This is a genomic window from Pseudomonas sp. 43(2021), from assembly GCF_017490805.1.
Classification (GTDB): Bacteria; Pseudomonadota; Gammaproteobacteria; order Pseudomonadales; family Pseudomonadaceae; genus Aquipseudomonas.
The window spans coordinates 26,740-40,268 of sequence record NZ_JAFGYJ010000011.1; the positions used below are offsets into that span (position 1 = coordinate 26,740).

General features: G+C 64.9%; 11 protein-coding genes and 1 pseudogene. 8 read left to right on the forward strand and 4 right to left on the reverse strand.

Annotation, left to right across the window (positions count from 1 at the left end):
- The first annotated feature begins 236 nt into the window (after positions 1-236).
- From J5M71_RS11760 to J5M71_RS11775, 4 genes are all read left to right on the forward strand, one after another.
- Complete coding sequence (locus J5M71_RS11760) at positions 237-1,394, forward strand: MFS transporter (RefSeq protein WP_207832361.1); 1,158 nt, start codon at positions 237-239, stop codon at positions 1,392-1,394.
- A gap of 88 nt (positions 1,395-1,482) precedes the next feature.
- Positions 1,483-2,109, forward strand: coding sequence for a DNA-3-methyladenine glycosylase (locus tag J5M71_RS11765; protein WP_207832363.1), 627 nt, complete (start codon positions 1,483-1,485; stop codon positions 2,107-2,109).
- A gap of 148 nt (positions 2,110-2,257) precedes the next feature.
- Entirely contained in the window at positions 2,258-3,316 is a 1,059-nt protein-coding gene (gene ada, locus J5M71_RS11770; RefSeq protein ID WP_207832365.1) for a bifunctional DNA-binding transcriptional regulator/O6-methylguanine-DNA methyltransferase Ada, read from the forward strand.
- A gap of 56 nt (positions 3,317-3,372) precedes the next feature.
- Complete coding sequence (locus J5M71_RS11775) at positions 3,373-5,784, forward strand: DUF3772 domain-containing protein (protein ID WP_207832367.1); 2,412 nt, start codon at positions 3,373-3,375, stop codon at positions 5,782-5,784.
- Positions 5,785-5,853: 69 nt separating this feature from the next.
- On the opposite strand, the pseudogene J5M71_RS11780 reads toward J5M71_RS11775, so the two are convergent.
- Positions 5,854-6,114, reverse strand: a pseudogene (locus tag J5M71_RS11780) (DUF3422 family protein); the annotation flags it as partial.
- Between the two features lie 175 nt (positions 6,115-6,289).
- Between J5M71_RS11780 and J5M71_RS11785 the strand changes: the two are divergent.
- Positions 6,290-6,808 carry a GNAT family N-acetyltransferase gene (locus J5M71_RS11785; protein ID WP_207832369.1) on the forward strand — a complete coding sequence of 173 codons (519 nt, stop codon included), beginning with the start codon at positions 6,290-6,292 and terminating at the stop codon, positions 6,806-6,808.
- Positions 6,809-6,938: 130 nt separating this feature from the next.
- Here the strand turns inward: J5M71_RS11785 and J5M71_RS11790 are convergent, their stop codons facing one another.
- From J5M71_RS11790 to J5M71_RS11800, 3 genes are all read right to left on the reverse strand, one after another.
- Positions 6,939-8,369, reverse strand: coding sequence for an aldehyde dehydrogenase family protein (locus J5M71_RS11790; protein WP_207832372.1), 1,431 nt, complete (start codon positions 8,367-8,369; stop codon positions 6,939-6,941).
- A gap of 13 nt (positions 8,370-8,382) precedes the next feature.
- Positions 8,383-9,882: a cytosine permease gene (locus J5M71_RS11795; RefSeq protein WP_207832374.1), complete on the reverse strand. Its 1,500-nt coding sequence runs from the start codon at positions 9,880-9,882 to the stop codon at positions 8,383-8,385.
- 95 nt (positions 9,883-9,977) lie between these two features.
- Positions 9,978-10,367, reverse strand: a complete 390-nt coding sequence (locus tag J5M71_RS11800; RefSeq protein ID WP_207832376.1) for a nuclear transport factor 2 family protein — start codon at positions 10,365-10,367, stop codon at positions 9,978-9,980.
- 238 nt (positions 10,368-10,605) lie between these two features.
- Between J5M71_RS11800 and ycaC the strand changes: the two genes are divergently transcribed.
- The 3 genes from ycaC to J5M71_RS11815 all read left to right on the forward strand — a co-directional run bounded on the left by ycaC (position 10,606) and on the right by J5M71_RS11815 (position 13,507).
- Entirely contained in the window at positions 10,606-11,226 is a 621-nt protein-coding gene (gene ycaC / locus J5M71_RS11805; RefSeq protein ID WP_186673804.1) for an isochorismate family cysteine hydrolase YcaC, read from the forward strand.
- Positions 11,227-11,455: 229 nt separating this feature from the next.
- The gene (gene ppk2 / locus J5M71_RS11810) at positions 11,456-12,274 is read left to right on the forward strand and encodes a polyphosphate kinase 2 (RefSeq protein ID WP_207832378.1); all 819 of its coding nucleotides are present in this window, start codon (positions 11,456-11,458) and stop codon (positions 12,272-12,274) included.
- Positions 12,275-12,310: 36 nt separating this feature from the next.
- Positions 12,311-13,507, forward strand: a complete 1,197-nt coding sequence (locus J5M71_RS11815) for a monovalent cation:proton antiporter-2 (CPA2) family protein (RefSeq protein ID WP_207832379.1) — start codon at positions 12,311-12,313, stop codon at positions 13,505-13,507.
- The last annotated feature ends 22 nt before the right edge of the window (positions 13,508-13,529 follow it).

Consider the following 13,529-nt stretch of genomic DNA (forward strand, 5'->3'; position numbering starts at 1 on the left):
GTAGTAGCCAAAGCAATGTGCCGTACCCAGTCCTTGCCAAACACCCGCCAGCCTGCCCTCCAGGCCCTGCGTCGTGCGTGGCCGAGCGACACGGTGCTCAAGCGTCGCCGCAGCGTGCTGTTTGCCTTCACCTTCTCGCCACACCTCGCCTGAACTGATCTGCGCTTACGCGTCGCTCGCCGCCCTGGCGTGCGCGCCTGTGTCTGCACGTCTTTTCGGTTTGCAAGGAGTGGTACATGAACATGCGTTTGCTGGCGGGCTTGTTGTTCGCCGTTTCGGTCGTGGGTTTCAGTTTGGGGGCCAGCCTGCCGCTGGTGTCGTTGCGCCTGCATGAGGCCGGTGCAAGTACCCTGGAAATCGGCATCATCTCGGCCATACCCGCCGCGGGCATGATGCTCTCGGCGTTCCTGGTCGACGCCTGCTGTCGCCACCTCACCCGGCGCACCATCTACCTGCTGTGCTTCAGCCTGTGCACGCTCAGCATTGCCTTGCTCGAGTCGGCGTTCGGCTCGCTGTGGCTGCTGGCGCTGTTGCGCCTGGGCCTGGGGCTGGGCATGGGGATCGCCATCATCCTCGGCGAGTCGTGGGTCAACGAGCTGTGCCCGGAGCACAACCGCGGCAAGATCATGGCCCTGTACGCCACCAGCTTTACCGGTTTCCAGGTGCTCGGCCCGGCCATGCTGGCGGTGCTGGGCGCCGACAGCCCATGGATCACCGCTGTGGTCACCGCCTGCTATGGCCTGGCGCTGCTGTGCATCGTGCTGACCGTGCCCAACGACCATGTGGAACATGAAGAGGGTGAAAAGAGCTTCGGCCTGGCCGGTTTCTTCCGCGTGGCGCCGGCGTTGTGCGTGGCGGTGCTGTTCTTCTCGTTCTTCGATGCCGTGGTGCTGTCGCTGCTGCCGGTGTATGCCACCAGCCATGGCTTTGCCGTGGGTGTGGCGGCGCTGATGGTGACCGTGGTGTTTGCCGGCGACATGGTGTTCCAGTTGCCGCTCGGCTGGTTGGCCGACCGGGTGGAGCGCACCGGGTTGCACCTGGTATGCGGGCTGCTGGCGATGGCGATCGGTATCGGCCTGCCCTGGCTGCTGAACATGACCTGGCTGCTGTGGCCGCTGCTGGTGCTGCTGGGCGCAGTGGCAGGGGGTATCTACACCCTGGCGCTGGTGCTGATCGGGCAGCGCTTCAAGGGCCAGGACCTGGTCACCGCCAATGCCAGCGTGGGGCTGCTGTGGGGCGTGGGTAGCCTGGTCGGGCCGCTGGTGAGCGGTGCGGCGATGGATGTGGCGCCGCATGGTCTGCCCATCGCACTGGCGCTGATGGCCGGGTTGTTCGTGTGCTTTGCCCGGCAGTCCTACCGGCGCGCGGGGCGGTTGCGGATGATTGCCGACTGACGGTCAGGAATTGGTTGCGCAAGAACCGGCGTTTGCCCGATGAGCGGCTGCGCTAAGCTGGACCTGCAATCGACTTGATGGAGGTTCCATGATCCTGGCCGACCTTTCGCCTGACGCCTACCGCGAGGCCACCGAATACCTGGCGGCGCTGGACCCGGACTGGGCACGGCATATCGCAGCGACCGGGCCTTGCCTGCACCAGGCCACGCCGGGGCGGGAGCCTTATGAGGTGTTGGTGCGGGCGATCGCCTACCAGCAACTGCATGCCCGTGCTGCCGAGGCAATTCTTGGGCGCTTGCTGGCGCTGTTCCCGGAGGCTGCGTTCCCAGGGCCCGAGCAATTGTTGGCGGTTACACCGGAAACCATGCGCGCCTGTGGTTTTTCCGCGAGCAAGCTGGCGACGATCCAGGGCATTGCCCAGGGCCGTCTGGAGGGTGTGGTGCCGACCCGGGAGGAGGCACTGGCCATGTCTGACGAGGCGTTGATCGAACGGCTGGTGACATTGCGCGGGGTAGGGCGGTGGACGGTGGAGATGTTGCTGATCTATAGCCTGGCGCGTTCGGACGTGCTGCCGGTGGACGATTTTGGCGTGCGCGAGGGGTATCGGCGGATGAAGGGGCTGGACACGGCGCCGACGCCGGCGCAGATGCGTTCGCTGGGCGGCGGTTGGCGGCCGTACCGCACCGTGGCGGCCTGGTACCTGTGGCGGGCCTGAGGTTTTGCACTGCCTGGGCCGGTCTCTTCGCGGGTAAACCCGCTCCCACAGGGATTTCCACAGCCTGGAATGTCTATGCAGTACCTGTGGGAGCGGGTTCACCCGCGAAAGGGCCGGCACAGGCGACAACCAATCTGGACATTTACTAATGAACCCCTACACCACCCCCGACCAACGCTGGCAAGCCGTAGAATCCCGCGAAACCGCCGCCACCGGCCACTTCGTCTACGCCGTGCGCACCACCGGGATCTACTGCCAGCCCGGCTGCAAATCACGCCTTGCCAAGCGAACCAACGTCGAGTTCTACGACACCCCAGCCGCCGCCGAAGCCGCCGGCTACCGCGCCTGCAAACGTTGCACCGCCACCAGCAACCCCAGCGCCACCCGCCACAGCCAGTTAATCACCCGCGCCTGCCGCCTGATCGAAGCCAGCGACCCCGCCCCCGGCCTCGACCAACTCAGCGCCCAACTGGCTGTCAGCCCTTTCCACCTGCACCGCCTGTTCAAGGCCGAAACCGGGCTTACCCCCAAGGCCTACGCCACCGCCTTCCGCGCCCGGCGCCTGCGCGCGCACCTGGAAGATGGCCAGCGCTCGGTCACCGATGCCATCTACGATGCCGGCTACAACTCCAACAGCCGCTTCTACGAAAGCGCCGACCAGCGCCTGGGCATGCGTCCGCGGCAATACCGCGCCGGCGGCGCCGGGGCAACCATCCACTTCGCTCTCGGCCAGTGCTCTCTGGGTGCGATCCTGGTCGCCCAGAGCGAGAAGGGCATTTGCGCGATTCTGCTGGGCGACGACCCCGAGGCCCTGCTGCACGACCTGCAGGACCAGTTCCCCAAGGCCCGGCTGATCGGCGGCGACAGCGCCTACGAACGGCTGGTTGCCGAAGTGGTGGGCTTCGTCGAAGCGCCGGCACTGGGCCTGGCCCTGCCACTGGATGTGCAAGGCACGGCCTTCCAGGAACGGGTGTGGCAGGCCCTGCGCGAGGTGCCGGCCGGCAGCCGGGTCAGCTACACCGACATCGCCGAGCGCATCGGTGCACCCAAGGCGGTGCGCGCGGTGGCCATGGCCTGCGCGGCCAACCACATCGCCGTGGCCATCCCCTGTCATCGGGTAGTGCGTCGGGACGGCGACATCAGCGGCTACCGCTGGGGCGTCGAGCGCAAACAGCAACTGCTCAAGCGAGAAACGGCACTCTCCTGATCGCGTGAAGCCGAGTAGAATCCGCCGCCAAATCGAATTGTAAAGAGGAATATTCGATGAGGCGTGTCAGCCTTGCCCGTTATTGTCCAGGCCTTATGGTCCTGATGGCCCTGATGCTGGCGCTCGCCAGCCCGGCCTGGTCGGCCCCGGCCACACCCTTGTCCAACCTGGCGGTTGCCGAAGCGCCCGTGCTGGATGAGAACGCCAGCTTCGAGCAACTGAGCGAGCGGCTGGACCAGATCCGTCAGGGGGTCACCAACGAGGCCAACGACGATCTGCTGTCGCAACTGCGCCTGGGCGCCATGCAGGTTCAGCGCCAGGCCGATGCGTTGACTGCCCTGCGCACCACGGATGTGGAAAAAGTCGACGACCAGCTCAAGGTCATCGGCCCGGTCCAGCCGGACGAGGCCGCCACCCTGACCCAGCAGCGTAAAGCGTTGGAAGCCGAGAAGAAGGCCTTGGTAGCCCAGCAGGACCAGGCTGCCAAGCTGACCCAATCGGCCCGCGACCTGTCCACGCAAATCGTCAACCTGCGGCGCAGCCAGTTCAACTCGCAGATCACCAGCCGCGCGGCCTCACCGCTGAGCCCGGCATTCTGGCAGAGCATCATTCGTCCCACCCAGGACGATGTGGGGCGCCTGCGTGACCTGCGTGGCGAGACGGCCGATGCCATCGGCAGTGCCTTCAGCGCCGAACACCGCTGGCTGTTCATTACCAGCCTGGTGGCGGCAATCCTGGTCTGGACTTTGGTGCGCCGCGTGCTCGAGCGTTTGCTGGCCAACGCCATGGTCAGCTGGCTACCCGAAGGCCGCCTGCGCCGCAGTGCGTTGGCGCTGGGTGTGAGCCTGGCAACCCTGGGTACCATCGCCGGCTCGGTCTCGCTGCTGCGTTGGGGGCTGGAGAGCAGCGCCGAGCTGGGCTCCGATATCGCCAGCCTGGCCAACCATGTGCTCGCCCTGGTGGTGTTCAGCGCCTTCATCACTGGCCTGGGCCGCGCCATGCTGATGCTGCAACGCCCGTCCTGGCGCTTGCCGCCGATCCACGACGAAGTGGCCAGCGCGCTGGGCTGGTTCCCCAAGGTGCTGGCGTTGGCACTGATGGTCATGATGACCATGGAGCGCATCAACAGCGTGATCGGTGCCAGCCTGGCGCTGACCGTGGCGGTCAACGGCCTGACCGCGCTGGTGGTGGCGGTCACCTTCGCCTGTGCGCTGCTGCGATACCGCCGTACCCTGCGCAAGCATGACCTGGAACAGCCCACGGGCCTGGCCGGGTTGATCCCGTTCGTGATGGTGATCTGGCTGACGCTGATCCTGCTGGCCCTGCTCACCGGTTACCTGACACTCGCCTACTTCCTCACTGCCAAGCTGCTGTGGGTCAGCCTGGTGGTCACCTGTGCCTATCTGCTGACCACCTTCTTTGGCGACCTGTGCGAAACCCTGCTGTCGCCCCGCCAACCCGGTGGCCTGGCGCTGGCCTCGACCCTGGGCCTGGCGCCGCGTCACCAGGCCCAGGCCAGCACCATCCTGGCCGGCATCGGCCGCACCGTGGTGCTGTTCCTGGCACTGCTGCTGGCACTGATGCCATCGGGCACCAGCCCCAGCGAGCTGCTGCTGAGCCTGGGCGACTGGGACGAAACCGGCGGCAAGCTGCTCGGCAACATGAACATTGTCCCCCAGGACATCCTGTTGGCGGTGGTGATGTTCCTCGGCGGTCTGTTCGCCATCCGCGTGGTCAAGCGCTGGCTGAGCGATCGCCTGCTGCCGGAAACCGACATGGACGCCGGCATGCGTGCCTCGCTGGTGACCCTGGTGGGTTACCTGGGCTTCATCTTCCTGGCCATGCTGGTGATGTCGACCCTGCGCATCAACCTCACCAGCCTGACCTGGGTGGTCAGTGCCCTGTCGGTGGGTATCGGTTTCGGCTTGCAGCAGATCGTGCAGAACTTCATCTCTGGCCTGATCCTGCTGACCGAGCGCCCGGTGAAGGTGGGCGACTGGGTCAGCCTGGCGGGCGTCGAGGGCGACATTCGCCGTATCAACGTGCGTGCCACCGAGATCCAGATGTCCGACCGTTCGACGGTAATCGTGCCCAACTCGCAGTTCATTTCCCAGAACGTGCGCAACGTGACCATGGGCAATGCCTTGGGCGTGGTCGGCATTACGCTGACGCTGCCGCTGGAGACCGATGCCAACCGCGTGCGTGAACTGCTGCTGGCGGCTTACCAGGAGCACGAGGCGATTCTGGATGCGCCGGCCACCTCGGTGTCGTTCAAGGACCTGACCAGCAGCGGGATGGTGATTGGCGTGAGTGGTTACGTGGCGGGGCCGCGGCAGGTGTCTGGTACCCGTAGCGACCTGCTGTTCACCATTCTTGGGCGCCTGCGTGATGAAGGCATTTCCTTGTCGTCGCCGCAGAGCATGGTGTTGGTGCAAGAGGGCAATCGCTCGGCTGACGAGTCGGTGTGAAGCCAATCGCCGGCAAGCCGGCTCTCACAAGGGCCGCGTCGTCTTCAAGCCATACGCAGTACCTGTGGGTTGCGGGGCGATAGCCTCGGCCAGCACCGGCTGCAGTGCAGGGCACCACCAGGGGCAGGGTGAAGAACTCGGTGTGCCGCTCCCACTTGAACGGATGCCCATCCAGGCGGGTGATGCCCTGGGCGGTTGCGGTGTCCAGGGCATCCGGGCAGCAGCGTCGCCGCCGAGCAAGGCCAGGTGGAAGACATGCGCCGGGCCGTCGCAATACAGCGACGGGCGGGCGTGCAGTTCATTGTGCAAGGCGGTGCGTTGAGGGTGCATGGGTGGTCCGGCCTGGTGTTGTGATTTTGGGGGGACCAGAGAGTGGGACTTTGCCGGGGGCCGTGAAAGTTACCTGTTGGTGACACATTTCCAGTGACACATATTGTCGCAGCGCAGCCGGCAGCTACCGCGAGATTGCGCATACAGTAGCTATTCGACGAGCAGGGAGAACCGAATGCAACCCACACTGTATACGCCACGTTTGCAGCTTCGCCCCCTCGCCCAGCGCGATGCGTCTGCCATCGAGGGCTTGCTGCAGGACCGGGAAATCGCCCAGATGACCTCGCTCATTCCCTTTCCTTACCCGCCAGGCCTGGCGAGTGCCTGGATTGGCCGGCACCCACAGCTCTGGGCGGCCAGGGAAGGGGTGGTGTGGGGGATCTGCTGCCGTGATGAGGGAACGCTGATGGGGGTGATTTCGTTGCGGGAGCTGGGCGGTGCAGCACCGGTGCTGGGGTATTGGCTGGGCAAGGCGTTCTGGGGCAATGGCCATGCAACCCAGGCTGCCAGCCGGGTTTGCCGGTATGCCATTGATGAGCTGGGGATCCATACCCTGGCGGCCAGTTGCCTGAAGCGGAACATTGCGTCCGCCAAGGTGTTGAGCCGGGTGGGGTTCAAGGTCGTCGGGCTAGGGTTCGAGTTGCTCGACAACAAGCCGGGCCATGAAGCGGTTGTGTATCACCGCCTGGGGTAGGGGCTTGCCGGCGAATGGGCCGCATGGCATGTGTTGCCTGCACCGGCCTCTTCGCGAGTAAACCCCCTCCCACAGGTACGGCGCTGCCCTTCAGGCCTGCGCTATCCCTGTGGGAGCGGCCGCAGAAATCTCAGCCCAGACACCGCGTCACATGCTTGACCGACTGGTAGGCCGACAACCCCCACGGCCCCAGCTCACGCCCGATCCCGCTGCCCTTGGTACCACCCCATGAGGTCTCGACGAACACCGCCTGTACCGAGTTGATCCACACATGGCCAACCTCCAGCGCATCGGCCACTCGCTCGGCGCGCTCCAGGTCGGCGGAGCACACCGTCGCCACCAGCCCGAAACGGCTGTCGTTGGCCTCGGCAATCGCCTGTTCCTCGGTAGCAAAGCGCCGTGCGCACAGCACCGGGCCAAAGATTTCCTCGGTCCACAGGCGGCTGTCTTTCGGCACATCGGCATACAGCGTCGGGCTGACGAACCAGCCATCCCGGTCCAGCGCCTTGCCACCGGCCAGGCACTGCAGGCCTTCTTCCCGCGCCGTGGCAAAGTAGCTGGCCACCTTCAACCACTGGGCCTGGCTGGTCAGTGGCCCCATATCGACCTCTTCGGTCAACGGATTACCGACCCGCAGGTTTTCCAGTGCAGCCTGCAAGCGCGTTAGCAGCGCATCGGCAATGCCGTCCTGCACCAGCAGCCGCGAAGTGGCCGAGCACATTTGCCCGGCATTCCAGGTGATGCCGGCGACGATCCATTCCACAGCCTGGTCGACATCGCAATCATCGAACACCACGATCGCCGACTTGCCACCCAGTTCCAGCGTCACCGGCCGGCACTGCGCCGACGCGCTGCGCATCACCTGGCTGCCGACGCTGTTGCTGCCGGTGAACGACAGTTTGTCCAGGCCGTTGTGGTTGCTCAGTGCGGCGCCAGTCTCGGCCTTGCCGTTGACGATGTTCAACACCCCGGCCGGCAGCCCCAGGGCATCGGCGATCTGGCCGTAGGCCTGTTCGATCAGCGGGGTGACTTCCGAGGGCTTGAGCACCACGGTGCAACCGGCAGCCAGGGCCGGGGCGAGCTTCCAGGCGCTGGTCACCAGCGGGAAGTTCCACGGCACGATCAGGCCGACCACGCCCACCGGCTCCAGGCGAGTGCGCGCAGTGAAACCCGGTGCAGCCAAGGGTACGTCACGGTTCTTCGATGGCAGTTGCTCGGCCAGTTCGGCGTAGTAGCTGAAGGTGGCGATGGCGTCGTCCAGGTCGATTTCCGCTTCGTGACGTGGCTTGCCGTTGTTGCGCATCTGCAAGCTGATCAGCGCTTCGCGGCGTTGGCCGAGTTGCTCGGCAAAACCGCGCAGGTAGGCGGCGCGTTCGCTGGCGCTGGTGTTTTTCCAGGCGGGCAGGGCGCCACGGGCAGCGGTCACGGCCTGGTCTACCTGGGCGACGCTGGCGGCCATCAGTTCGGCGAACGGTTGCCCCAGCGCAGGGTCATTGACGCTGATGCAGTCGCTGCCCTGGCCTTCGACCCAGCGGCCGGCGATGTAGTGGGAAGTGGTCATGGTCGGTTTCCAGTCAGGCCATTTCGGCAGTGGTTACCGGCGTGTGCGCGGTGCTTTTGCAACGCACCCAACGCGGGCCCAGGGGGCCATACACGCCAGCAGGTTCGGGGAACAGGTTGAGCAGCAGCAGGTACAGCACGCCGGCCAGCCCCAGGGTGACCGGCAGGCTCAGGTCGATGCCGCCGGCCAGGTCGCCCAGCGGGCCGACGAACTGCCCTGGCAGGTTGACGAAGCACAGGCCGACCGCCGCGCTGGGGATCCACGCCCCCATGCCGCGCCAGTTCCAGCCATGCAGGAACCAGTAGTGGCCGCCACGCTGGCCGCGGGTGAACACCTGCAGGTCGTCGGCATGGTAGAAGCCGCGGCGAGTGATCAGGCCGAGGATCATGATCACCATCCACGGGCTGGTGCAGGTGATGATCAGCACGGCGAAGGTCGACACGCTCTGCACCAGGTTGAAGGTGAAGCGGCCGATGAAGATGAAGCCGATCGCCAGCACACCGATCAGCAGTGTGGCGCCGGCACGGCTGAGCAGGCGTGGGAACACGCTGGACATGTCCAGGCCAGTGCCGTACAGCGCCGTGGTGCCGGTGGACATGCCACCAATTACCGCAATCAGGCACACCGGCAGGAAGAACCAGCTTGGCGCCACCGCCAGCAGGCCACCGACGTAGTTGTTGGCGGCGATGTAGTCCGGTGCCTGGGTGGCCACCAGGGTGGCGGTGCACAGGCCGAACAGGAACGGGATCAGGGTCGCGCCCTGGGCCGCGATCACCGCCAGCATGATGCGCGCCTTGGGCGTTTCACGCGGGATGTAGCGTGACCAGTCGCCGAGGAACGCACCGAACGACACCGGGTTGCTCATGGCCAGGATCGCCGCGCCGACAAAGGCCGCCCAGAAGCCCGCCTGGCCGAGGTTGACGCTGCCCGCGTAGCCGGCATCGAACGGCCCGGCAAAGGCAACGATGCCCAGCAGGAACAGCAGGCTCGAGGCCCACACGGCAACTTTGTTGACCCACAGCATGAAGCGGAAGCCGAAGATGCACACCACCAGCACCAGCACCGCGAACAGGCCGTAGGCCAGGCCCAGGGTCAGGTCGGTTTCCGGCAGGCCAGCCAGGCGCTTGGCGCCACCGACCAGGGCGTCGCCCGAGCTCCACACCGACAGCGAAAAGAACGCCACCGCGGTGAGCAGCGACAGGAACGAGCCGACGATGCGCCCGTGCACGCCAAAGTGCGCGCCCGACGACACCGCGTTGTTGGTGCCGTTGAGCGCACCGAACAGGCCCATGGGCGCGAGGATCAGCGCGCCCACGGCGACGCCGAGCAGGATCGCCCACACGCCGGCCTGGAACGACAGCCCGAACAGCACCGGGAAACTGCCCAGCACGGCGGTGGCGAAGGTATTGGCGCCGCCGAAGATCAGGCGGAACAGGTCCAGCGGGGAGGCGTCGCGTTGATCGTCGGGGATCTGTTCGACGCCGTTGGTCTCGATACCGGTCGAGTGGCTCATGGTGATGCTCCAGCGCGGTTGTTGTGGGCCGGCGCAGTGCGCGGGCCTTCTTGTGGGTGCGATGGCAGGGCGGCAGGGCCGCGTAAAAAAGCAGATCAGGCCGGCGATACGACCGACAGGTGCTCGTGGCAGGCCAGCCACTGTTCGCCGTGGCGGCGGAAGACGATGGTCTCGCGCTCGCTCAACTGGTGTTCTTCGCCGGCGATGCGGATGTGCGTGGCCACATCGTGCATGAAGATCGCCACGTCACCTTGCAGGCTCACCTGGGCATTGCCTGATTCGCAGGCGAGCACGGCGAAACCGTCGGCCTGCCACTGGGCCCAGAGTTGCTCGTAGGCACGGCGCGACAGCAGCGGTTGCGGCAGGGTGTGGAAAAGGAAGCTGGCGTCTTCGCTGAAGCAGGCGAAATAGCGGGCGGTGTCGTTGCTGGCGAACGCGGCAACGAGGTCGGCGGCGGCTTGCCGTACCTGGAGTGTCTGGTCCACGGGAGTGGCCTCACGGTTCTTGTGATTGTGGTGAAGCGATTCTGGTGGCGGTCGGCGAGGGGAAAAATCGCTGCGGGCAAATAATCAGTTCAGGAATTTGTGAAGTGATGGCTGTGCTTTCCTTACTGTGGGAGCGGACCGCTACAGCCAACAATGAGCTAACCGACTGACGGTCCCCCCCAGCTCTCATCCTTGCCTACGCTGATACTCCCAACCCGCTGAAGCAAGGAGAACTGTCATGGCCTTCCAATACAAGCGTCTGGACAAGAACAACGCTGCTGTGCTGCTGGTTGACCACCAGACTGGTCTGCTCTCGCTGGTAAGGGACATAGACCCAGACCGCTTCAAGAACAACGTCCTGGCCCTGTCGGACCTGGCCAAGTACTTCAAGCTGCCGACCATCCTCACCACCAGTTTCGAGACCGGCCCCAACGGCCCGCTGGTGCCCGAACTGAAAGAGCAGTTCCCCGACGCCCCGTACATCGCACGCCCTGGCAACATCAACGCCTGGGACAACGAGGACTTCGTCAAGGCCGTCAAAGCCACCGGCAAGAAGCAACTGCTGATCGCCGGGGTGGTGACTGAAGTGTGCGTGGCCTTCCCGGCACTGTCGGCGCTGGAGGAGGGCTTTGAGGTATTTGTCGTCACCGACGCCTCCGGCACCTTCAACGAACTGACCCGGGACTCGGCCTGGCGGCGCATGGAGGCGGCCGGGGCGCAGTTGATGACCTGGTTCGGCGTGGCCTGCGAGCTGCACCGGGACTGGCGCAATGACATCGAAGGGCTGGGGACCCTGTTCTCCAACCATATTCCGGACTACCGCAACCTGATGACCAGCTACAACAAGCTGGCCAGGTAATCCGGCCTTGAAGGCACCGCATACCCTGTGGGAGCGGGTTTACCCGCGAAGACGTCGATAGTTTCAATGACGCATTCGCGGGTGAACCCGCTCCCACACCCTCCCCGGAACACCCACCAGCACCCGCAGAATCAATGAGATAGAACCAGGCCTGCGAAATCTGCAAGCGAAGCGGCAAAGCGCCATGGATCGACCATACTGACTCTTCATCCGCCCTCAGGAGAGTGCCATGTCGAAGTCGTCCAGGAAGAAAGATCCCAGGAACCAGCCGAAAAAACTGGGCGGCAAGGCCTATGAGAAGGAACTCAAGCAGCTGCATGTGGAACTGGTGAAACTGCAGGAGTGGGTGGTCGCCAAGGGCCTGAAGGTGTGCATTGTCTTCGAGGGCCGCGACGGTGCTGGCAAGGGCGGCACCATCAAGGCCATTACCGAGCGTGTCAGCCCGCGAGTATTCCGCGTGGTGGCGCTGCCGGCACCGACCGAGCGGGAAAAGACCCAGATGTACGTACAACGCTACCTGGGGCACTTGCCCGCTGCAGGCGAGGTAGTGATCTTCGACCGCAGCTGGTACAACCGCGCCGGTGTCGAGCGGGTGATGGGCTTCTGCAGCGAAGAGCAGAGCAGCAAGTTTCTCACCGTGGTGCCGCTGTTCGAAAAGATGATGGTCGAGTCGGGGATCATCCTCATCAAGTACTGGCTGGAAGTCAGTGCCGAAGAGCAGACCCGCCGCCTGCAAGACCGCATCAACGATGGCCGCAAGCTGTGGAAGCTGTCGCCGATGGACCTCAAGTCGTACACCCGCTGGGATGAGTACACCCGGGCCCGCGACGACATGTTCGCCGCCTCCGATTCGTCCTGGGCACCTTGGTTCATGGCCCATTCCAACGACAAGCGCCGTGCCCGGCTGAACATCATCAGCCATCTGCTGACGCGCATTCCCTACAAGGACATTACCCGCGACGAGGTAGTGAAGTTGCCCAGGCGCGGCAAGATCGGTAAATACAAGGCCGTGAACTATCCGTTCAAAGTCGTCGAAGAGCGTTTCTGATCCTTCCCTGCGGGGAGCAGCGGAGAGAGCGAGCCTATGCCACATGACGGCAGCCTGTTGCAGGCGACGGTGGTGTTCCTGCTGGCCGTGGTGCTTCTGGTGCCGCTGGCGCAGCGTTTGAAAATGGGGGCAGTGCCCGGCTATCTGTTGGCGGGCATCCTGATAGGGCCGTCGGTGTTTGGCCTGCTGAACAATCCGGATAACGTGGCGCGCCTGTCGGAGATGGGTGTGGTGATGCTGCTGTTCGTCATCGGCCTGGAGCTTTCGCCGAGGCGTTTGTGGACCATGCGCCGGGCGCTGTTCGGCATCGGCTCGCTACAAGTGGGCCTGAGCGCCATAGTGCTTGGCCTGCTGGCGTACTGGCTGTTCGACCAGTCGAAGCAGGCAGCCATCGTGCTGGGCTTGGGGCTGGCGCTGTCGTCCACCGCGTTTGGCCTGCAAGTGCTGGCCGAGCGCAAGGACCTGGGCAAGCCGCATGGTCGCCTGGCCGTGGCGATCCTGTTGTTCCAGGACATTGCCGCGATCCCGCTGATTGCCGTGGTGCCGTTGCTCGGAGGTGACGTCAGTACCGCCGACGAAGGCGCCTGGCCGGTGCTGGCGGTGGTGGCTGGTATAGGTGTGGTGATTATCTTTGGCCGCTACCTGCTGACCCCTGTCTTCAAATGGACAGTCGGTTCGGGCCTGCCCGAGCTGTCGACCGCTACCGCCTTGCTGGTGGTGCTGGGCACTGCCTGGGTGATGGAGCACGTGGGCGTGTCCATGGCGCTGGGGGCATTCCTGGCGGGCGTCTTGATGGCTGAGTCGCCTTTCCGCCATGAACTGGAAACCCAGATCGAACCCATCAAGGGGCTGCTGCTGGGGCTGTTCTTCGTTGGCGTGGGGATGAGTGCCGACCTGCGCCTGCTGTTCGGCATGCCATTGCTGGTACTGGCGCTGACCCTGCTGCTGGTGGTCATCAAGCTGCCGCTGCTGTATGGCCTGGGGCGCATGGCCGGTGGGCTCAACCAGCCCCAGGCGCTGTGCCTGGGCGTGGTGCTGGCGTCTGGCGGCGAGTTTGCCTTCGTGGTGTTCAAGCTGGCACTCGACCATCAGGTGCTGGCGCAGCAGGTGCATGACCTGCTGGTGCTGGCCATCACCTTGTCGATGGCGGTGGTGCCCTTGGTAATGATGGCCCTGGCGCGACAGTTGCGTGACGACAGCCCAGCCCAGGCAAGCCCTGAAACGGGCCACTGAATCGCGCCACATGGCGCACCTG